This is a genomic window from Actinocorallia sp. A-T 12471 (assembly GCF_033875155.1).
Lineage (GTDB): Bacteria > Actinomycetota > Actinomycetes > Streptosporangiales > Streptosporangiaceae > Actinocorallia.
This window is the reverse complement of sequence record NZ_JAWZTE010000006.1, coordinates 399780-420414: the sequence shown is the minus strand read 5'-3', so window position 1 is coordinate 420414 and position 20635 is coordinate 399780. Positions and strand designations below refer to the sequence as shown.

Here is a 20635-nt window from a genome sequence, read left to right as displayed (position 1 = left end):
TCGATCCGAGTCAAACCTTGTTACCCGAACCTAGCGCCCGAGGGGTAGTGCTCTCGGGATTAGGTTCGGCGAGGGAAGAAGGTGTGGTAATCGTTACCGTGGCCCCGAGCTTGTGGCCTGGGGCGCTACGGCCGATGACCATCGTGCGGTCCCGTCGTTGCGATGTGATGGGACTCACTCCTTCCCCAGCGCGTCGATGATGTCCGCGGCGATCGGTCCCGAGGTGCTCGCGCCGAACAGGCTCGTGCTGCCCTCCACGAAAACGGCGAAACCGTACTTCGGCTTGTCCATCGGGGCGAACCCGACGAACCACGCGCCGCCTCGGGTGGCGGTCAACTCCGTCGTACCCGTCTTGCCCGCGATGTTGCGCCCCTGGAGGTTCTTCGCGGTTCCGGTGGAGACGACCTCGCGCATCATGTCCTGGAGCTGGCTCGCGACGTCGGAGCTGAGCGGCTTGGCGAACACGTCCTGGTCGGCCTTGTGGATGGTGCCGGTCTCCTTGGGCTTGCCGTCGTCGCCCTCGACGCGTCCGACGGCCTTCTCCACGAGATACGGCTTCATCATCTCGCCGCCGTTGGCGATCGAGGCGGCGACCATGGCCATCTGGAGCGTCGTCGTCTTGGTCTCGCCCTGGCCGAAGGAGCCGCGCAGGATCTCGTCGCGGTGGCTCGCGTCGTGCGGGTAGACCGAGGCGGGGGCGTTGAGGTCCTGCTCGATCGGGATCTTCTTGTAGAAGCCGAACTTCTCCGACTGGGCGCGGACGCCCTCGTTGCCGAGGATCGAGTCGTCGATGCCGAGCAGGGCGTACGTGGTGTTGCAGGACTGGGCGAACGTGCCGATCAGCGGCGAGCCGTTCGGGACGCCGCAGATGTTGTCGTTGTGGCTGTTGCCGATCTGGCCGCCGCCGGTCGGCACGTTGACGGGCGCGGGCACGATGCTGTCCTTGGAGTTGCCGTCCTTGGACATGAACGCCGCCGCGACGACGGTCTTGAACGACGATCCGGGCGGGAACAGCTCGCTGTACGCCTTGTCGACCATCGGCTGGCCCTTGGCGTCCTTCAGCTCGTCGAGCTTCTTCTGGTCGTCGCCGGGGTTCTTGATGTCGGCGACGGACGTCGGGTTGAACGCCGGGTAGCTCGCGGCGACCTTGATCGCGCCGGTCTCGGCGTCGATGACCACGGCCGCGGCGCGCAGCGGGCTCTGCGCCGACAGCGCCTGGTACGCCTTGACCTGGGCCTTGGAGTCGATCGTCGTGTACAGGTTGCCGCCGAGCGGCTTCTCGCCGGTGAGCAGCCTGACCCACGAGTCGGTCGTCTGCCGGGGGTCGGTGCCGTCGAGCAGGGAGTTGAACGCCAGCTCGAGCCCGGCCTTCTGCATGGTCCCGGCGTAGAAGCCCGTGACGGGCAGGAACGCCTCGCCGTTCTTCAGGTAGCGGCGCTGGTACTTGGTCTTGGAGTTGCCGGGGCTGAGCGCGTCGGACCAGGCCATCTTGACGCCGTCGGCGGAGATGATGTCGCCGCGCGCCCGCAGCGACACGCCCTGGAGCGGCCGGTTGTTCAGCGCGTGGACGCGCAGGTCGTCGGCCTGTCCCGCCTGGATCCAGTTGACGTGCACGGCGAGCACGCCGATCAGCGCGAGCCCGACAAGACCGACCCGCTTCAGCTCCTTGTTCATGTTGCTCGAGCTCATTCTTGGGCCCCCCTCAGGTTGACGACCTGCGTCATTCCCTCGTCCTGGATGGCGACAGGGGCCGGTTTGCGCGCCTCATGGCTGAGCCGCAGCAGAATCGCGATGAGGATCCAGTTGGCCAGCAGCGACGACCCGCCCTGGGTGAGGAACGGCGTCGTCAGACCGGTGAACGGGATGAGCTTGGTGACGCCGCCGCAGATGGCGAAGACCTGGAGCGCGAAGACGAACGAGACGCCGCCCGCGAACAGCTTGGAGAACTCGTCCTTGGTGGCGATGGCGATCTTGAACCCGCGCTCGACCAGCAGGACGTAGACGAGCAGGATGGCCATGACGCCGGTGAGGCCGAGTTCCTCGCCGAAGGACGTGAAGATCTCGTCGCTGAAGGCGAGGTCGTTGAGGTAGGGCTGGCCCTGGCCGAGGCCGGTGCCGATGACGCCGCCCTGGCCGAGCGCGAACAGGCCCTTCATGAGCTGCTCGCTGTTGGAGAACTTGCCTCCGTCGGCGATGCACTTGTCGTAGCCCTCGGGGTCGTTCACCCTGTTGAAGATCTCGCCGCCCATCGAGCAGCCGTTCCCGAAGAACGGCTCGGGGTTCAGCCAGATCTCCACGCGCTGGTTGATGTGCTCCATCGGGCCGCCGATGGTGCTGGCGGTCAGGTAGAGCAGCAGCGCGCCACCCATGAACATGCCAAGGCCGATGACGACCCACGACACCTTGCCGGTGGCGATGTAGACCATCGAGACGAACAGGCCGAAGAACAGCAGCGCGGTGCCGAAGTCGTTCTCCACGGCCATGACCATCAGCGCGATGACCCAGAACGCCAGGATCGGCATGAGGTCGCGCGGGCGCGGCAGCTCGAGCGGGCCGATCTTGCGGCTCACCAGCGAGAGCGCCGCCCGTTTTTTCACCAGATATGCGGCGAAGAAGGCGATGAACGCGAACTTACAGAACTCCGACGGCTGCACCGAGAACGAGCCGATCGTGATCCAGATCTTCGAGCCGTTGATGCCGGGGAAGAAGATCGGCGCGATCAGCAGGACGAGCCCGACGAGCCCGAGGCTGTAGTGGTAGCGCTGAAGCGCCTTGATCTCCTTCAGCACGATCAGCGCGGTGATGAACAGCGCGATCGACAGGACCGTCCACAGCAGCTGGCCGAAGACGTTCGCGCCCGCGCCGAACGGGGTGTACTTCGCGCCCGGGTTCGCCGCCTCGAACCGCGCCTTGTCCTCGTCGAACGTGGCGATCGTGGTCTGGTCGATCCGGTAGATCATCGCAAGGCCGAGGCCGTTGAGCAGCATGGCCAGCGGCAGCAGCACCGGGTCGGCGTACGGCGTGAACCGCCGCACGACGAAGAACGCGACGCCCGACAGCGCGGTGATCGCCAGGCCGTAGCCGAACATGCCCGTCGGCAGGCTGCCGTCGCGGGCGAGGCCCACCTGGGCGAAGGCCGACACCGCGACGATGATCGCGAAGATGAGCAGCCCGAGGGATGCCCCGAGACGGGTGCGTCCCGCCGTCGGAGTAGCTGCCTCGCTCATGAACTGTGGAGTCCCTTCCTCGCCGGCCGGGTCATCGGGGGCACGAACCCGTCCCCGCGCGTTCCTGGCACTTGCCCGCCTGCGCGTCGAGTTCGGTGAGCTTGGCGACCGCCTCTTCGAGCGTCGGGAAGCGCACCTCCTGGACGCCGGCGACGTCGTCCTTGTTCAGGAACTTGATCTCCGGAGCGGGGAGCTCGCCGCCGGACGCCGGGTCCTTGGTGACCGGCTTGGGGGTGCAGTCGGCCTGGTCCCTGCCCTGGACGACGCCGAGGAACTGGTTGGCCTGGTCGGGCGCGATGGCGAACTGGCAGACCTGCTCGCGCAGCTTCTCGATCTTCTTGCGGATCGCGGCGGGGGAGTCGGCGGTGATGCCCTTGGCACGGACGTCGCCCTGCGCGGAGTTGGTGAGGTCGGCCATCTCCAGCTTCGGGTCCGGCTGGACGCCCGCGGCGGCCTTGGTGGACAGGTCGAAGCCGAGGACCTTGTCGTTGCTGCCCTCGTAGACCACCACCGCGCCGCCCTCGGCGCGCAGGTAGTAGCCGCTGTTCAGGGCCTTGTAGCCGAAGAACGCCGCGCCGATGACCAGCAGGCCCGCAACCCCCGCCGCGCCGAGCAGCAGGGTCGCCTTGCGGCCCCTGCGCGCCTTGCCGCGCGGCGCGCCGCCGGCCGGGGGGGCCGCGAGCGGGGCGGCCTGCGGGGGCGGGCCAGGCGGCGGGCCGCCGTGCTGGTAGGGCGGAGGGGCCGCGGCGGGCGCGGGCGACGGCGGCGGGGCGTACTCGCCGCCGTTCATCATCAGCGCGGGCTGCGGCAGCGTGTCGCGAAGGTCGGCGGCGCGCTGCGCGGGCGTGTCGGCGGGCCGCTGCCGGTTCTGCTCCTCCTGCGCGGCCTCCTGCGCCTTGTTGGCGGCGGCGCCGACGAGCAGGGGACGGTCCGGCGTCGGGCCCGCGTCGAGGTCGACCACGTCGGCCATCACACAGGTGATGTTGTCCGGGCCGCCGCCTCTGTTGGCGAGGTCGATCAGCTGGCGGATCGCGCCGTCCGGGGTGTCCTGGCCGGTGAGCACCTGGTGGATGGTGTCGGCCGACACCACGCCGGACAGGCCGTCGGAGCACAGCAGGTAGCGGTCGCCCAGCTGCGCCTCGCGCAGCGACAGATCGGGCTCGACCTCGTTGCGGCCGTCAAGCGCGCGCAGGAGCAGGGAGCGCTGCGGGTGGGTGGCTGCCTCGTCGAGGCTGATCCTGCCCTCGTCCACGAGGGACTGGACGAGCGTGTGGTCGTGCGTGATCTGGAACAGCTCGCCGTTGCGCAACAGGTAGGCCCGCGAGTCCCCGATGTGCGCGAGCGCGACCTGCTGGCCGGACCAGAGCATCGCCGTCAGCGTGGTGCCCATGCCCTGGAGCGACGGATCGCTCTCGACCATCTTGTGCAGCCTGTCGTTGGCCGCCCTGACGGCGTGCTCAAGCGCGCTGAGGAGCTGTTCGGTGGGGATGTCGGCGTCCAGCTTGCGCAGGGTGTCGATCGCCGTGGCGCTGGCGATCTCCCCGCCGACGTGGCCGCCCATCCCGTCGGCGACCGCGAGCAGCCTGGCCCCGGCGTAGCCCGAGTCCTCGTTGCCCTCGCGGAGCATGCCGACGTCGGAGCGCGCGGCGTAGCGGATGCCGATACGTGGAGTGTTCATTTGCGCAACTCGATTACGGTCTTGCCGATACGCACCGGGACGCCGACAGGGAGTTGGACGGGCCTGGTCACCTTGGACCGGCCGAGGTAGGTGCCGTTCGTCGAGTTGAGGTCCTCAAGGACGAAGTCGGCGCCCTGGGAGTAGATGCGGGCGTGCCGGCTCGAGGCGTAGTCGTCGGAGACCACGAGCGTGGAGTCGGGCGCCCTGCCGATGGTGACGGTGCCCGACGCCGCGAGGTCGATCGTGGTGCCGGTGAGCGGACCGTCGGTGACCACCAGGACCGCGTGGCCCTGCCCCTGCCCCTGTGCCTGTGCCTGCTGCGGCGGCCCCTGCTGTGGCGCGGGGGGCTGTGCCGGCTGACGGGCAGGGGCCTGCTGCGGCGGGGAGGTCTGACGCTGCTGCCTCGCGCGCTCCTGCGCGGTCTGGCGAGCCGGTCTCGGGGGGCGGTTCGCGGCCCTTTCTGCGGCCTTGGAACCGAACAGGTCGGCTCGGATCACACCCACCGCGGCGATGACGAACAGCCACAGCACCGCGAGGAAAGCGATCTTGATGAGCGTCAGGGTGATCGGGGTCATCGAGGGGTGCTACTCCCGGTCGCGGCGGAACACGAGGTTGGTCCGGCCGATCGTGATCCGGGTGCCGTCGACGAGTGAGACCCGACGTATCGGCTGACCGTTCACGAAACTGCCGTTGGTAGACCCTAGATCCACGAGCACGATTTCGGGACCTTCTACGCGGATCTCGGCGTGATGCCGGGACACGCCCGGGTCGACCAGGCGCAGATCGCAGTCGGTCCCGCGGCCCAGGAGGGTCACCGGGGTGCTGATGTCATAGGACTGGCGCGCGCCGTCGCCGGTGGTCACGTCGAGACGGGGCCGTCCGGGGAAGGCGCCGCCATGGCGCGGATGGTCGGTGTGGGAGTGCCGGATCTCGTTGTTCTCGATCGTCGATCCGCGCACCACGCCTGAGCGGATGCGGAACATCCCGGTGCCGAGGTCGCCGGCCGGCTCGAAGCGGACCCGCACGGGGCCCACGAAAGAGAAGCCCTGTTCCTTGGCGTACTCCCTGGCCAGGTTGGCAAGCTCCTGGCTGAGGCTGTCGGCATAGACCTCCAGCCGCTGCCCGTCGGGGTGTGAGATCTCCACGACGAAGTCGTTGGGCACCAGGGTCCGACCCTGGGCCACGATCGCCGCGCGCTCGTCCATCTCCCGCTGAACCGCGCTGGCCACCTCGACCGGCTGAAGCTCCGCCTTGAACGCCCGCGCGAAGGCACCCTCGACCATGCCCTCAAGTCGACGTTCGAAGCGCTGTAGGACGCCCACCGGGCACCTCCTCTCCCTGCTCGTCAGACGATCGTATCCGTGGAGTGGTTCGCGGCCCGCCGTCGTTAACAAACCACCCTTTGCGTCGTGCTAATCTTTTCAAGCGCCGCCGAAAGCGGCCAGTCGCAAGGGCGAGTGGCGGAACGGCAGACGCGCACGGTTCAGGTCCGTGTGCCCGAAAGGGTGTGAGGGTTCAAATCCCTCCTCGCCCACCCTGTTCAGGGGTCCTCTGTGAACCAGGGGGCCCCTGATGCCTTTGAGGTTCATCGCTCTTCCCGATCTTCTTGTCTGCCGGTCCGTGTCTGGCGGTCCGTGTCGGCCGTCGTCCATCATCGCGTGTTTCGGCGGGTCGTGCACGCGGGACGTCAACAGGCCGTGGAAAACAGTTGAACGTTGATCTTTTTAATGTTCATATGGTTATCCACCGGTGGCCTGTGCGTTGTCAACTATTTCAACGTTGAGACAGTGCGGTACGTTCGTCCCGTGGAGGACGCCTCGCACGGCGGCGCGGATGACGCCGTCGACCTGATGATCGCCCAGTGGCGCGTCGCGCGCCCCGACCTCGACCCGTGGCCGCACGGGATCGTCGGCAGGGTGCACCGGCTGAACCGGATCGTCGAGCGCGAGATGGGCAGGTACTACGCGGAGTACGGCCTCGACGGGCCCGAGTTCGACGTGCTCGCCGCGCTGCGCGCCGCAGGCCGCGAAGGCTCTCTGACCGCCGGTGAGCTGCTGCGCGCCTCGACCGTCACCTCCGGCGCGGTCACCAACCGGATCGACAAGCTCGAGCGCAAGGGCCTTGTGGAGCGCGCCCCCGACCCCGTGGACCGCAGGTCCGTGGTCGTCTCGCTCACCGGCCCCGGCCGCGCGCTTGTGGACGACATGCTCGAGGGCTACTTCGAGGCCGAGCGCCGCGTCATCGCCGCGCTCCCCGACCCCGACGGCTTCGCCCGCTCCCTGCGCACGCTCCTGATCTCCCTGGGCGACGCGGCTCCCCCGGGCCCGCCCGGCGGCCTGTGACGGCCCCCGGACGGCCCTGTGGACGGCCTGTGGACGGCCTGTGGACAACGCGCGCGTCACGGGATCGTCGCGGCGAAGGTCCTGGCGATCTGGCGGTACCCCTCGGTGTTGGGGTGGATGTCCTTGCGGGCGCACATGTGCGTCCACAGGCAGATCCGTCCGACGTTCAGGGGCAGCCTGCCGTACCCGTCGACCGTGGTCTTCGTCTTGAAGTCGCCCGACGCGTAGGCGCGCTCGACGTCGGCGACCCGGTACCCGGCCAGCAGGTAGAGGGTGGAGGCGAAGCCGTTGACGCCGCGCACGAGCGGCACGGACAGCTGGGCGACGGCCTGCCCGGACCCGCCGCCGAGCCAGGACGCGAGGACGGGGTTGTAGTACGTCATGCCCGTGTAGCTCACCCCTGCGCCGCCCGCCTTGCGCAGCTCGGTGATGATCGTCCACAGGTTCGCCGAGAGCGCCTTGATGTTGGCGTTCAGGCACTTGACGTCGAGTGATCCCGCGCGCAGGCACTGGTTGACGTCGTTGCCGCCGATGTCGAGAGTGAGGTAGCGGACCTGGCCGGGGTGTGCGGCGAGGAAGGCGACGGCGGCCTTGAGCTGGCTGCCTTCGGGGTAGGCGCACTTGCCGCCCTTGAGCATCGACGCGCTCGTCTCGCCCCGGCAGCCGAGCTTCACCAGCTCGAGGCCGGGGGTCCGCTCGGCGAGGAGGGGCAGGAGCTGGTCGGGGTAGCCGGTGTCGGTGTCGCCTTGTCCTGGCTGGTAGCCGGTGGCGAGGGAGTCGCCGAGGGAGAGGTAGTAAAGGGGCGTGGGGGCTGCTGTTGCGGGTGTGCCCAGGCCGCCGGTAAGGAGCGCGAACGCGCACAGGAGGACGGCGGACAGACGCCGGGAGAGCATCGCGATGCCTCTGGCCTTCTCCCCCGAGTTTTCAGTTTTGCGGGGCAGTATCGACGCCTTCGCCGGGTCCGCGCCACCGGTCCGCGCAACTCGGTGCAGCACGGTTCAGTCACAGGGTTATCCACACCCCCTGTGGATATCCCTCTCGCTCCCTGCTGGGTGTTTTGTCAGGTGCTGTGTGCTTTCCGCCACTTTGGTGGCGGGGAATCCGCAGCGCCCCGAAGTTATCCACAGGGGTTGTCCACAGGTATCCACAGGGTTGGGGACGGCTGTGGAGGAACATACTGAGGACATGCCCGAGCTGCCCGAAGTGGAGTCACTCGCCGCGTTCCTGCGCGAGCACGCCGTCGGCAAGGCCGTCGCCCGGGTTGACGTCGCCGCCGTCTCGGCGCTCAAGACCTATGATCCCCCGGTCACCGCGCTCGCCGACCTGACGCTCACCGGCGTGGCGCGGCACGGCAAGTTCCTCGACCTCGAGTTCCTTGAGCCCGGCGAGGGCGGCGGGCTGCACCTCGTCGTCCACCTCGCGCGGGCGGGCTGGCTGCGCTGGCGCGACGAGCTGCCGACCACGCTGCCGCGCCGCAGCCCGAAGAACCCGATCGCGCTGCGGCTGCGGCTGAACGACGGCTCGGGCTTCGATCTCACCGAGGCCGGGACGAAGAAGGGCCTCGCGGCCTACGTGGTGCGCGACCCGTCAGATGTCCCGCACGTCGCGGATCTGGGGATAGACCCGCTTTCCGAGGAGTTCACGCCGGAAGCCCTGTATGCGCTCACCAAGGACTCGAGGACGCGGATCAAGGGCCTGCTGCGCGACCAGAAGATCATCGCGGGCATCGGCAACGCCTACTCCGACGAGGTCCTGCACGCCGCCAAGATGTCCCCGTACAAGATCGCCTCGACCCTCACCGAGGAGGAGGCCGGGCAGCTGCACGCCGTCATCGTCGGCACGCTCAGGGACGCGGTGGAGCGGTCGCGGGGGCTCGCGGCGGGGGATTTGAAGTCGGAGAAGAAGACCGGCCTGCGGGTGCACGGCAAGGCGGGCCAGCCGTGTCCGGTCTGCGGGGACACCATCCGCGAGGTCTCCTTCGCGGACTCGGCGTTCCAGTACTGCCCCACCTGTCAGACGGGCGGCAAACCACTCGCGGATCGCCGTTTGTCCCGTCTGCTCAGGTAGATGGGGGTCTTAGGGGGTCTTAGCGGACCTTGGGCAGCTCGCCGAACAGCTCGGACACCACTCCCCAGCGGTCGATCTCGCAGCCGTCCTTGCGCGAGTAGGACGCGTCGACGGCCTTGCCCTTGAACGTGCCGGTCACGGTGCCCTGCTCGGGACCGCCGTACACGTCGGTACAGACGGCGTCGGCGGGCTTGGGCGCGAACGCCTTCTCGCCGGCGGCGTCGAGCTGCGCGCACGCCTTGGCCGCGGCCGGGTGGGTGCCGCCCGCCGGGTCACAGGTGAGCGTCCAGGACTCCTCCTTGGCGCTCGGGGACTTCTTGAGCGTGATCGTGAGCTGGGTGCTCGCGGGGCCGGCCGCGTTGGGGGACGCGGTGTCCTGCTCGTCGGCGGACTTGCCGCCGCAGGCCGTGGCGGCGGCCACCACGGCGGCGGTGAGCAGGAGCAGCTTCGCGGCGATCTTGGGCGATGAGGTCCTCATGCGCGATTCGACGTGGGGGTCCCATCCACGGTTCCATGGGTTCCGTGATGAATTTCGGCGGAAGCATTCCGAGCGTCGGAGCGACCCAGATCCCCGACGGCGCATACCTCCTCGACGTCCGTGAGCAGGACGAATGGGACGCCGGGCACGCGCCGGAGGCCGTCCACATCCCCATGAGCGCCCTGAACGAGCGGGCGGCCGAGATCCCCCAGGACCGCGACATCTACGTCGTATGCCGCGTAGGCGGCCGCTCCGCCCAGGTCACCGTGGCCCTCAACAACGCAGGCTGGACCGCCCTCAACGTAGACGGCGGCATGCTCGCCTGGGCCAGCGCCAACCTCCCCATCGAGTCCACCACCACCCAAGCCGACCCGTACATCGCCTAACCCCTTTACCCGCAGTCCCTTCGGGACTGCGGGGGGGGGGGCTGCCGCGCGCGGGCCGTGCCCGCACCTCACGGTCTCGTAGGGACTGCGGGCGGGCTGGGCTCGCGCCCTCACGGTCTTGTAGGGACTGCGAGCGGGTCGTGCCCGCACCCCCCGCCACGCGGGCTGGGTCCGCGCCCCCGCAAGGCTTGCGGGGGCGACGCGCTTGAATCCTCGCGCGGGCTGGGCCCGCACACCTGAGGTCCCGTAAGGAACTGCGGGAACGGCGCGCATGACCCGTCACGCGGGGCTACGCCCGCCGCATGGGCTAGGTGCGCGGTTCCGTAGGGACTGCGGGCGCGTCGCCCGCCCGGCACGTGGGCTGGGTCTGCGCCCCCGTGGGGTTTGCGGGCGCGACGTGCTTGGCTCGCCGGGTGGGCTGGGCCTGCTCTTACCCGCAGTCCCGTAGGGACTGCGGGTGGGGGTTGGGGGGGTGTGGCTGGATTGTTACCCCGGGGCTGGGTGATCTTTGGGGGGTCGGGTACGATTCGCGCCGAATCGAAACCACCGCGGGAGCTCGGGAGAAGGCCGGGCTGAGAGGGTGACCCATCTGTCGCCGACCGCATGAACCTGTCCGGGTAATGCCGGCGTAGGGAGAGTGCTCCTCGCATGTCTTCAAGCACGCTTGAAAACTCGGCGCACGATGACGAGTCCGCGCGCGGGCCTGTCAAGGCTTCGCCGGCGGAAGCGCCGCTGACCCTCGACGAGCCGGCCCCCAGGGTGCTGTCGTTCTGGGATCAGAGTGCGTTCTGGGCGAACCTCGGGGTCAGCCTGTTCGCGTTCTCCGGGGCCTACACGGTTCTCGCGCCGACCGTCGACGGGGTGCCGCAGCTGTCGATCGCCGCGGGCATCACCGCGATGATCATCGGAACGCTCGTCGGCGGGCTCATGCTCGGGCTCGCCGCCGTGCCGGGGGCCCGTACGGGGCGGCCGGCGATGGTGATCCTGCGCGGGCTGTTCGGGGCGAAGCTGTCGTACGCGCCGACGGTGCTCAACATCGCCCAGCTCATCGGCTGGGGGACGTTCGAGCTGATCGTCATCGCGGACGCCGCCTATGAGCTGTTCGGCGGGGGACCCCGCTGGACCTACGTGCTTTTCGCAGGGGTGCTCACCACGGTCCTGACGATCTGGCCGCTCGGCTCGGTGCGGCTGCTGCGCCGCGTCGTCACGATCGCCGTGGGAATCGCGCTCATCTGGTTCTACATCCAGTTCTTCAGGGTCGGCCTGCCGGACCTGACCGACAATCCGGGCCCGTCCGGAAGCGCGCCGTTCGGCGCGGACTGGAGCCTGTTCTGGCTCGCGATGGACGCGGCCCTCGCCGTCTCCATCTCGTGGGTGCCGCTCGCGGCCGACTACACCCGCCACTCCCGTAGCGAGCGGGCGGCTTTCGGCGCGGCGAGCGGCGCGTACGCGTTGACGCAGATCATCGCGTACATCCTCGGTCTCTTCGCGCTCGTCCTGGCCGGTCAAGGCGGCGGCGTCTACGGGCCGTTCCTCACGGTGACGGCCGGAGCCGTCTTCTTCTTCGTCTTCGTCCTGCGTGAGGCCGACCAGTCGTTCGCGAACGTCTACTCGACCGCGCTCTCGATCCAGAACCTTGTCCCCCGCGTGGACCGCCGGGTCTTGAGCATCGGCCTCGGCGCGCTCATCACCGTGCTCGCGCTTGTGCTGAACATGGGCGACTACTACGGCTTCCTCGCCCTGATCGGCTCGGTCTTCGTGCCGCTGCTCGGCGTCCTGGCCGCCGACTTCTTCCTCGGCCGTGGCCGCGGCGGGTGGAACACCGCGCCCGACGCGCCCTCGCGCTGGTCGATGGTGGTCGCCTGGTTCGGCGGGTTCGTCGTCTACCAGCTGATCAACCCCGGGCAGCTCGGCGTGTGGGCCGACTTCTGGACCGGCGTCCAGGACCTGATCGGTCTCACCGTCCAGCCGTGGATGAGCGCGTCGTTCCTGTCGTTCCTCGTGGCGGGCGCGCTCGCGCTCGTCATCGGACGGGTCGCCGGAAACCGGACGTCCGGTATACGGGAATCCGTCTGACGGGAGCTCCGCCCGCCGTCGCGATGGGACGATGGCGGGCGTGATGCTCCCAGACGAGGAACGGAACGCGCGCGCGGTGCTGGCGAGCGCCGCCGATCCGATCGTGGCGGTGGACGAGGCCGGGCGGGTCACACTCTGGAACCCGGCGGCCGAGCGGCTGTTCGGCTGGTCCGCCGAGGAGATCGCCGGACGTGTCCCGCCGATCGTCCCCGACGAGCTGACCGCCGAACACCACGCGGTCCTCGAGCGGGTCCGCTCGGTGGGGTCGCACGTGTCGATCGGGACGCGGCGGCGTACCCGCGCGCGTGACCTGATCGACGTACGCATCGACACAAGCGCGCTACGCGACGCCGAAGGCGGGCTCACCGGGTGGGTGTCGGTCTTCCACCCGGTGGCCGAGCCGGAGACCCGTGCCGTCGCGGAGAAGGCGCGGCTCGTCCGTCGGCTGAATGACATTCTCGCCGACCTCAACGCGGCGCTCGACCTCGATCTCGTCCTCGACCGGATCACCGCGGCGCTGGTCGAGCTGACCGGCGCGGACGCCGCCGCGTTCGTCAGGATCGAGGGGAGCAGGCTGCGGCTGGTGACCGCTCGCGGCCTGCCGGACGAGATGCTCGGCACGGCCGTCGACCTCGAACCGAGCCTGGTGACCGAGCTGCTCGACTCCGGCCGTGACGTGATGCTCGCGTCGGGGCAGCGGGTCACCGACCTGATCTGGCAGCGCCTGCCCGACCTGCACACCGTCGCGCTCGGCATGGCGCACCTCGCCAACCGGCCTTACGGCGCTTTGTACGCGCTGTTCGCCGGGCGCACGACCGGCCACACCGAACTCGAACTCCTCGAACTGCTGGCCGGGCACGCGGGCGTCGCCGTCGGCAACGCGGTCGCCTACCAGGAGGTCGTCCGCCAGCGCGCGCACGAGCGGGCCGTCATCGACGCCTCCGCCGACGGGATCGCCGTGCTCGACACCCAGGGCCTGGTCTGCCAGTGGAACCCGGCGGCCACCCGCATCACAGGCCGGGACGCCATCAGCGCGCTGGGCTCCGGCCTTCCTTTCCCCTTCTCCCCCGGCGAGACCGTCACCCATCTGCTGCCGAACGGCACATGGATCGACGTGCTCGCCGCGCGGATCGAGGAGACCGGCGAGATCGTCGTGGACTTCCGCGACGTGACCGCCGCCAAGGAGCTCGAGGAGTCAAAAGACCTCTTCCTCGCCACGACCGGGCACGAGCTGCGCACCCCGATCACCGTTGTGCAGGGCTTCGCCGAGACGCTGGTGACCCGCTGGGACGAGCTGCCCGACGCCGAGCGGCGCAAGGCCGTCGGGCTGATCGCCGACCGGGGGAGGGCGATGGGCAAGCTCGTCGAACAGCTGCTGCTCGGCTCGCGCGCGGGCTCGGCGCGGCCCCCGGTGACGCCCGCGCCGTTCGACCTCGGCGGGCTGCTGCACCGGGTCGTGCCCGCGTTCCGCACGCTCTCGCAGGAGCACAGGCTCGAGTGCGACGTGCCCGACGGCCTGCCGACCGCGTATGGCGACATGATGGCGACCGACATCATCGTCGGGCAGCTCGTGGAGAACGCCTACAAGTACTCCCCGGAAGGCGGGCTGATCGAGGTCGCGGCGGGCGTCGCCGGGGGCTGTCTCGTTGTGACGATCGATGACGAAGGAGTCGGGATCGCGCCGGGCGACCACGAGCGGATCTTCGAGCGGTTCGTGCAGGGCGAGGCGGGGGACCGGCGGCGGTTCGGGGGCGTCGGGCTCGGGCTGTACATCGCGCGCAGGCTGGCCACGGCCCAGGGCGGCGACGTCACGGCGCACTCGCGGCCGGGAAGGGGGACCCGGATGCGGCTGACGGTTCCGATGGCTGAGACAGTGGACCCCGACCTGCGGGAAACGTTCGCGGATGTGACGGACGAAACGTCCGTGTGACGAATAACCGGGCGTGCTGTGGAAAAGTCTCCTGGTGATCGGCCGTGACTTACAGGTCGGTCACTCGTTGGACCGGGAAACCACTGTTTCGTCCTGGTTTCTTGCCAGGTCATACGGGGCATTTCGGTCGGTACAGATGGTCAAGCGGATGGAGGTGGTCCCGACGATGAGCATCGTCCACCTGCCCCATTCAGCCGCCGGGGTCTCGGCGGTGCGGCGGAGACTCGGCCGGGAACTCCTCGCATGGGGCGTCTCCGACGAAGTGGCCGACGACGCCGCGGTGATCGTGAGCGAGCTGCTCAGCAACGCACTCCGCCACGCGCGGCCCCTGCCCGGCCCCGAACCCCAGATCAAGGTCGCCTGGGCCCGCATCGGCGACCTCGTCGAACTCTCCGTCTCCGACGGCGGCGCCATCACCGAACCCCGCAAGGGACAACCCGCCCTGTCCTCACTCGGCGGCAGAGGACTCGGCATAGTCGAAACCCTCTCCCAAGCCTGGGGCGTCCGCCGCGACGACCACGGCAGCACAGTCTGGGCCCACCTGCACGCCCCCTCGATCTACCCGGCGATGAACGGCACGGGAACACTCATCAAAGAAACCACCACCCCCGTGCAAAACCTCAGCTAAGGCAACGCTAAGGTCCTGCCCAAGCTCGGGTTGCTGCCGTGCCCCCGTCGCGCAGCACCCCGAGCGTCCAGCGTTGAATTGCCTTTCGCGTCCGGCCGCTCGCCTGGGGGCTCGCGACCGGACGCGAAAGGCGGGGTTCGGGCGCTTCGCGATCTTGGGCTGCCCCTCCGGCCCTGGGGGGCCTCCGGGGCAGCCCAAGGCGCCCTCACAACCCCCGGTTGGTTGCGGTTGAACCCTGCTTGGTTGCGGTTAAGGCGCGCTTGGTCGGACCTAAGGCGTGCGTGGTTGTGCTTGAAGCTTGCTCGGTGCGGTTGAGGCGCGCTTGGTTGGCGTTAAGGCGCGCTTGGTCGGACTTAAGGCGTGCCTGGTCGGGCTTGAGGCGTGCCTGGTTGCGGTTGATGTGCGTGGGTGCCCTGGGCGCGCTTGGGTGTGGTTGGTGTGCGTGGGGTGCCTTGGGCGCGTCTGGGTGCGGTTGAAGCCCTGGGGGTTGGGGTGGGTTAGGGGTCGAGGGTGTGGGCTACGGCGCGGAAGGTGGGGCAGGGCCAGCGGGTCATGCAGGCTCGGCAGCGGCGGAGGGGGTTGTCGGGGTCGCTGGACAGGCCGCCGGACGGCTTCGGGTGGTGGAGGTCGAGGATCTGGAGGGCGGCGTTGGCCAGGAGGGTCACCTCCTCGCGGGCCTCGGCGAGGAAGACAAGGTCCTCGCGGGTCAGGCGGGCGCGGACGGGGACTTCGCCTTCGCGGTTGACCAGGCGCAGCAGGTAGGCGACCGGGACCCGCCAGGACGTCGACTTCTCGGCCCGGGAACGCATCGCCTCAAGGCGGTCGCGTATCCGGGAGCGTTGCCGGTCGGGCTGCTTCCTCACCGGTCCAGCTTCCCAAAACCGGGGGTCTCGCGCGTCCCGATCGTGCAGATCGAACCTGGTGTTACCGCAGGTAGACCGGATCATCACCAATCGGCTGGGCGAATCACTCGGACTTGGCGAAGACTGTCTGGCTACCTGGCGCGCGGGCCGATAGTGTGCCCGTCATGGAGCTTCAGGTCTCGACTGCATCTCAGGCAGGTCACGCCGTCGTCTCAGCCGTCGGTGAGCTGGACCTGTACACCGCGCCCAGGTTGCAGCAGGCGCTCGCCGCCCTGCTCGGCGAACAGGAACTCGACAGGGTCGTCGTCGACCTGTCCGGGGTCGAGTTCTGCGACTCGACCGGAATGAACGTCCTGCTCTCGGGGATGAAGCGGGTCCGCGAACGCGGAGGGGTCTTCGAACTCGCCGCGCCGCGCCCCGCCGTCCAGCGCATCCTCCAGGTCACCGGCCTGGACACCGTGTTCACCGTGCACGACGCGGTTCCGGCGCTCGACGCCACCTGACGGGCCGCGCGGCGCACGGCGGGCAGGCCCGCGACGCCACTACGATCGCAGGCATGTCCGACGAAACGCCGGCCGGCACCGCGGTGATCATCCCGGCCATGAACGAGGCGGAGCGCATCGGCGCGACCGTCCGGGCCGCCCGCGACCTCCCCGGCGTGGACCTCGTCCTCGTCGTGGACGACGGGTCGTCCGACGCCACCTCGATCATCGCCGCCGAGGCGGGCGCCGACGTCGTCCGGCACGCGCGCAACCGCGGCAAGGCCGCCGCGATGGAGACGGGCGCGGAGTCGGTGCGGCTGCTCGACACCCGCGACGGCGTCAGGCCGCGCCACCTGCTCTTCCTGGACGCCGACCTCGCCGACACCGCACGGGAGGCGGCCCCGCTGATCACGCCGGTCGCGGCGGGCGAGGCCGACATGACGATCGCGGTGTTCTCCTCGACGGTCAAGCTGGGCGGGCACGGCATCGTCGTCAGGCTGTCGCGCGACGGCATCCGCCGCGCCACCGGCTTCGCCGCGACCCAGCCGCTGAACGGCCAGCGCTGCCTGACCAGGGCGGCGTTCGAGGCGGCGCGCCCGCTCGCGCACGGCTTCGGGGTGGAGACCGCGCTCACGATCGACCTGCTGAACCGGGGGTTCCGGATCAAGGAGGTCGAGGTCCCGCTGGCGCACCGGGCCACCGGCACCGACCTGCGCGCCCAGCTGCACCGGGCGCGTCAGTTCCGTGACGTCGCGCGCGCGCTGGCGACCCGCGACCCGGTGGTGCGCGACCGGGTCGCCCGGCTGCGCCCCCGCTGACCGGCCTCCCCGCCGCCCCCCGCGCGCCCATGGACGCCGTCCTTCCCGCCTCCCCCGGCCGGGTCCCCGCCCGTCTCGGCTTCGCGCTGCTCGCGCTGTCGGCCGGGGGCTTCCTCGCGCTGTCGATCCTCGGTCCCTCGGCCGTTCAGCCCGCCTTGGGCGCGGGCGGCGGGCCGCCCTGGGCGTTTGACGCGGGGCTCGGGCCGCGCGCGGCCGTCTCGCTGCTGGCCGCGGCGATCCTGCTCGGCGGCGCGGGCCTCGGCTGCTGCCTCTACGCGGTCGGCAAGGGCGCGCGGCCGCGCGGCGGGCCCCTCGTCGTCGCGGGCGCGCTCGTGGCGCTGGCGTTCGCGCTGACGCCGCCCGTCGGCTCTACCGACCACCTCAACTACGCCGCCTACGGCCACATGGCCGTCCTCGGCCTCGACCCGTACTCCACGACCGCCGCCGACCTCGGCGCCGACGCGTTCGGCATGGCCGTCCAGGAATGGCGGACGACCCCGTCGGTATACGGGCCGTTCGTCACCTGGACGCAGGAGTTCGCCGCCTGGGCGGGCGGCGACTCGGTGCGCGGCACGGTCTTCGCGCTCTCGCTGATCAACGCGCTGGTGTTCGTCGGGGTCGGCCTCGTGCTGCGCAAGATCGCGCGCGACGACGCGGGGCGGCTGCGCGCCGCGCTGCTCTGGTCGGCCAACCCGCTGCTGCTCTACCAGCTCGTCGCGGGGGCGCACAACGACGTCCTCGGCATCGCCGCCGCGGTCCTCGCCCTCGCGATCTTCACCGGGGCGCTGGGCCGGGCGGCGAAGGCGGGGGAGGTGTGGCGGGCGTTCGGCGCGGGCGCGTTGACCGGGGCCGCCGTCGCGATGAAGTTCCCGGCAGGGTTCGTCGGCGGGGGACCCGCCCTGACGCTGCTGCGCGGCCGCCGCTGGGCCGGGCTGGCCGCGCTCGGGGGCGGGGCGCTGCTGGTCGCGGGCGGGGCCTACGCGGTCGTGGGGCTGCGCGCCTTCGACCAGGTCAGGACGGCCTCGCAGTTCGTCTCCCTGGCCAACCCCTGGCACCTGGTCGCCGGGCGCGGCGGCGGCGTCCTGGGCGTCGGCCTGGCCAAGGACCTCGTGCCGCTGCTGTCGCTGTGCCTGCTGGTGGTGCTGCTGTGGCTGCTCGGCCGCGCCCTGCCCGACGCCGACGCCTCAGTCCGCACCGCCGCCGCGCTCGTGCTGGCCTGGCTGTTCGCCGCGTCCTACGCGCTGCCCTGGTACGACGGGCTCGGCTGGGCCGTCCTCGTGCTGCTTCCGTGGTCGCGGTTCGACTGGATCATGCTGGCCAGGACCGTCGCGCTGAGCCTCGCCTACCTGCCCGCGCGCGATCCGCGGCTCGCCGGGCTGCCGGAGAGCCTGCACTGGCTCGTGACGGGCCTGCGCGCCACCGTCATGCCTTTTGTGCTGGCCGGGGTTCTCGCGGCCCTGGTGGGGGCGTGTCTCGCTCGGCGTCGAGTTCCAGCGCTCGCACACACGCCGCAAGCACCAGCGGGACGGCGAGCGTGAACACCAGCGCGGGGATCACCACGCCCGAGTCGTTCATGAGCATCCCGACGAGCGTGACGGTGAGGACGGCGACGAGCGAGGGCGCGAACGTCGGGCTGTAGTCGTAGGCGCGGACCAGGGCCGACGCCCGCCACGCCGACGGCCTGGCCAGCACAAGGAACAGGAACAGAAGCGCGCTGATCGCCATCAACGTGAACGGTAGATATCCCCCGAAACTGCGCAGCATCGCCCCTGTCTTGCGGGTGACGACGCCCCACGCCTCGCCCGCCGCCAGCTGCTCCCAGAACTTGCCGAGATGGGTGGGTTCGGCCCGCAGCGAGTCGAGGAACGCCATGCCGAGGACGACTGCCGCGCCCGCCGCGCCCGCGAGCGCGATCCGCGCCGCCGACACCCGCTGCCCGCCGAGCTGGAGCGCGAGGACCGCGGTGCCCAGCAGGATCGCCACGACGCCGCCGAAGTCGCTGCCCCAGCCGGGCATCCCGTCGATGACCATCGCGCAGAGCCCGATGACCACCGCGAGGGCCGCCGCCGCGCGCCGTCTGCCCGCGCGGACCAGGGGTTCGGCGAGCCAGGCGGCGGTGAGGATCGCGGCGGTCGCGAACAGCGCGAACGCCATGTTCCCGAAGCCGTAGAAGCGGCCCGCCACAAGGGCGGTGTAGCCCATGAACGCGTTGAGCTGGAGGTGCGAGCCGGTCATAACGTCGACGCCGAGGACCGCGACGGTGATCATCGCGATGACCAGGCCGGAGCCCGTCAGGGTGCGCCGCCAGGGCCCCGCGACGGAGACCGCGGTGACCAGGGCGATCGCCGCCGCGAGGCACAGGCACAGCGCGACGACCGGGTGATCGGACCGCCACCACGGGACGAGGTTCGCCAGGTACGTCGCGACCGGGGTCGCCGCGCCGCCGAGAGCGACGATCCTGGTCAGCCCGAGGATGCGGCGGCGGTCGAACGCGCGACGGCGCAGGGACAGCGCGGCGAACCCATAGAGCAGGAGCTGTGCGGCGAGCAGAACGACGAAGAAGGCCCCGGAAAGGCTCCGGATCGCTTGTGCTGCCACATCTTCGTCGTGCAGGACGTCGGCCTTCTGCGCGGCCGTGTCCGGCGACGGGTCCGACCGCCAGGCCGCCCCGACCATCCCCGACGGCTGGGACAGCCCCAGCGTCGCCAGGACCGTCGAGGTGAGGTCGGTCAGGGTGACGAGCCCGCGCCGCCGCGTCGAGGAGCTGGTGAGGTAGCCGGCGGCGAAGTCGGGCCCCTGGGCGAGCGCGACGTGCAGGTGCGGGTCGCCCGTGGCGTCGGCGAGCCCGGCCAGCAGGACTGTCGCGTTCTCCGGCAGCCTGCCGAGCAGCGCCGAGATCCTGGTGTCCGCCGACGCCGCGGCCTCGGCCCGATCGGCGGCGGGAAGCTCGACCTGCTCGCCGTCCTCGTCCACGCCGGCCTCGACGTGGGCGCGGTAGATGTCGTCTATCTCCACGACGGACAGCGCGCAGCGGGCCCAGTCCTCGACGTCCTCGGGGAACGCGAAGTAGTCGTCGATGCGGCCCGAGACGTCGGCCGCGCCGAGCGCCGCGCCGGGCCCGACCGCGCGGGTGCAGCCGCCGGACTCCTGGACGCGCGAGCCGAGCGCGCCGATCTTGGCCTGGTAGGAGGTTGTCTCGTTGTCCGCGGCGATCTCGGCCCAGCCGGGGACCTCGGCGCCGCCGCCGGGGAGCGCGCGCGGCGCGGGCGGCAGGGCGCACGCGCCGTGCTCGAGCCGCGCGCGCTGGCCCGCCGAGAGCGTCAGCCAGCCGTCGATCGGGCAGGTGCGGGTCGTCGTCGTCCTGATCGACAGGGACGCCGCCGCGTTCGCGCCGGTCTTCTCCCAGAGGGTCGGGGTGTCGCCGGGCGACAGATCCGACCATTCGAGCCCGGGGACGCCGACGACGACCACCGGCCCCTGCGCGGCCGCCGCCGAAGACGGCAGCACGATCACCGGGATCAACGCCGCGACCAGCGCGAGGAGGATGATCCGTCCCGCTGTGGCGGCGTCCCGGCACTTCACCCGCCAGCGGGTCACGGCACCTCCCCAAGGGGCCCTTTGTCGACGCTCGTCCCCAGGTTAGTGGTCGCCTTGCGTCAG

At 70.5% G+C, this 20635-nt stretch carries 18 protein-coding genes, 1 tRNA gene and 1 riboswitch; of the genes, 10 read left to right on the top strand and 9 right to left on the bottom strand.

Annotated features, from left to right (window positions below; translation table 11 throughout):
• Positions 1 to 174 precede the first annotated feature (174 nt).
• The 5 genes from R9X44_RS20075 to R9X44_RS20055 are packed head-to-tail and all read right to left on the bottom strand — an operon-like array spanning position 175 to position 6227.
• The gene (locus R9X44_RS20075; RefSeq protein ID WP_319815736.1) at positions 175 to 1689 is read right to left on the bottom strand and encodes a penicillin-binding transpeptidase domain-containing protein; all 1515 of its coding nucleotides are present in this window, start codon (positions 1687 to 1689) and stop codon (positions 175 to 177) included.
• On the bottom strand, positions 1686 to 3227 hold the full coding sequence (locus R9X44_RS20070) for an FtsW/RodA/SpoVE family cell cycle protein (RefSeq protein ID WP_319815735.1): 1542 nt from the start codon (positions 3225 to 3227) through the stop codon (positions 1686 to 1688). The genes R9X44_RS20075 and R9X44_RS20070 overlap by 4 nt, the downstream gene beginning before the upstream one ends.
• Positions 3228 to 3258: 31 nt before the next feature.
• The gene (locus R9X44_RS20065; RefSeq protein ID WP_319815734.1) at positions 3259 to 4905 is read right to left on the bottom strand and encodes a Stp1/IreP family PP2C-type Ser/Thr phosphatase; all 1647 of its coding nucleotides are present in this window, start codon (positions 4903 to 4905) and stop codon (positions 3259 to 3261) included.
• On the bottom strand, positions 4902 to 5480 hold the full coding sequence (locus R9X44_RS20060; protein ID WP_319815733.1) for an FHA domain-containing protein: 579 nt from the start codon (positions 5478 to 5480) through the stop codon (positions 4902 to 4904). Before R9X44_RS20060 ends, R9X44_RS20065 begins: the two co-directional genes overlap by 4 nt.
• A 9-nt stretch (positions 5481 to 5489) precedes the next feature.
• Entirely contained in the window at positions 5490 to 6227 is a 738-nt protein-coding gene (locus R9X44_RS20055) for a DUF3662 and FHA domain-containing protein (RefSeq protein ID WP_319815732.1), read from the bottom strand.
• Positions 6228 to 6356: 129 nt separating this feature from the next.
• Between R9X44_RS20055 and R9X44_RS20050 the strand changes: the two genes are divergently transcribed.
• Both R9X44_RS20050 and R9X44_RS20045 read left to right on the top strand, forming a co-directional pair.
• Positions 6357 to 6439: transfer RNA gene (locus tag R9X44_RS20050), tRNA-Leu, on the top strand.
• 271 nt (positions 6440 to 6710) lie between these two features.
• The gene (locus tag R9X44_RS20045) at positions 6711 to 7247 is read left to right on the top strand and encodes a MarR family transcriptional regulator (protein WP_319815731.1); all 537 of its coding nucleotides are present in this window, start codon (positions 6711 to 6713) and stop codon (positions 7245 to 7247) included.
• A 56-nt stretch (positions 7248 to 7303) separates the two neighbouring features.
• Here the strand turns inward: R9X44_RS20045 and R9X44_RS20040 are convergent, their stop codons facing one another.
• Entirely contained in the window at positions 7304 to 8140 is an 837-nt protein-coding gene (locus R9X44_RS20040; RefSeq protein ID WP_319815730.1) for an SGNH/GDSL hydrolase family protein, read from the bottom strand.
• Positions 8141 to 8432: 292 nt separating this feature from the next.
• Between R9X44_RS20040 and R9X44_RS20035 the strand changes: the two genes are divergently transcribed.
• Positions 8433 to 9314 (top strand): Fpg/Nei family DNA glycosylase, encoded by an 882-nt coding sequence (locus tag R9X44_RS20035; protein WP_319815729.1) that lies wholly within the window; start codon positions 8433 to 8435, stop codon positions 9312 to 9314.
• Positions 9315 to 9333: 19 nt separating this feature from the next.
• Here R9X44_RS20035 and R9X44_RS20030 read toward each other — a convergent pair whose 3' ends face one another.
• Positions 9334 to 9792 (bottom strand): SSI family serine proteinase inhibitor, encoded by a 459-nt coding sequence (locus tag R9X44_RS20030; RefSeq protein ID WP_319815728.1) that lies wholly within the window; start codon positions 9790 to 9792, stop codon positions 9334 to 9336.
• Positions 9793 to 9839: 47 nt separating this feature from the next.
• Here R9X44_RS20030 and R9X44_RS20025 point away from each other — a divergent pair, with 47 nt between their 5' ends.
• The 4 genes from R9X44_RS20025 to R9X44_RS20010 all read left to right on the top strand — a co-directional run bounded on the left by R9X44_RS20025 (position 9840) and on the right by R9X44_RS20010 (position 14812).
• Positions 9840 to 10178, top strand: a complete 339-nt coding sequence (locus R9X44_RS20025; RefSeq protein ID WP_319815786.1) for a rhodanese-like domain-containing protein — start codon at positions 9840 to 9842, stop codon at positions 10176 to 10178.
• 538 nt (positions 10179 to 10716) lie between these two features.
• A riboswitch (TPP riboswitch) is annotated at positions 10717 to 10831 on the top strand.
• On the top strand, positions 10827 to 12254 hold the full coding sequence (locus R9X44_RS20020) for a purine-cytosine permease family protein (protein ID WP_319815727.1): 1428 nt from the start codon (positions 10827 to 10829) through the stop codon (positions 12252 to 12254). (Overlaps the previous riboswitch by 5 nt.)
• A gap of 43 nt (positions 12255 to 12297) precedes the next feature.
• Positions 12298 to 14184 carry a PAS domain S-box protein gene (locus tag R9X44_RS20015; protein ID WP_319815785.1) on the top strand — a complete coding sequence of 629 codons (1887 nt, stop codon included), beginning with the start codon at positions 12298 to 12300 and terminating at the stop codon, positions 14182 to 14184.
• Positions 14185 to 14350: 166 nt separating this feature from the next.
• A complete protein-coding gene (locus R9X44_RS20010; protein WP_319815726.1) occupies positions 14351 to 14812 on the top strand; it encodes an ATP-binding protein in 462 nt (153 codons plus the stop codon).
• Between the two features lie 497 nt (positions 14813 to 15309).
• Here R9X44_RS20010 and R9X44_RS20005 read toward each other — a convergent pair whose 3' ends face one another.
• Complete coding sequence (locus R9X44_RS20005) at positions 15310 to 15675, bottom strand: hypothetical protein (RefSeq protein WP_319815725.1); 366 nt, start codon at positions 15673 to 15675, stop codon at positions 15310 to 15312.
• Positions 15676 to 15839: 164 nt separating this feature from the next.
• Here R9X44_RS20005 and R9X44_RS20000 point away from each other — a divergent pair, with 164 nt between their 5' ends.
• Genes R9X44_RS20000 through R9X44_RS19990 form a run of 3 tightly spaced genes read left to right on the top strand, consistent with a single transcriptional unit; the run spans position 15840 to position 18513 of the window.
• Positions 15840 to 16178: an STAS domain-containing protein gene (locus R9X44_RS20000; RefSeq protein ID WP_123669586.1), complete on the top strand. Its 339-nt coding sequence runs from the start codon at positions 15840 to 15842 to the stop codon at positions 16176 to 16178.
• A gap of 53 nt (positions 16179 to 16231) precedes the next feature.
• A complete protein-coding gene (locus tag R9X44_RS19995) occupies positions 16232 to 16975 on the top strand; it encodes a glycosyltransferase family 2 protein (protein ID WP_319815724.1) in 744 nt (247 codons plus the stop codon).
• A 29-nt stretch (positions 16976 to 17004) separates the two neighbouring features.
• Positions 17005 to 18513: a hypothetical protein gene (locus R9X44_RS19990; protein ID WP_319815723.1), complete on the top strand. Its 1509-nt coding sequence runs from the start codon at positions 17005 to 17007 to the stop codon at positions 18511 to 18513.
• Here R9X44_RS19990 and R9X44_RS19985 read toward each other — a convergent pair.
• A complete protein-coding gene (locus R9X44_RS19985; RefSeq protein ID WP_319815722.1) occupies positions 18398 to 20572 on the bottom strand; it encodes a hypothetical protein in 2175 nt (724 codons plus the stop codon). The two genes, R9X44_RS19990 and R9X44_RS19985, sit on opposite strands and share 116 nt — an antisense overlap.
• Positions 20573 to 20635: the final 63 nt, after the last annotated feature.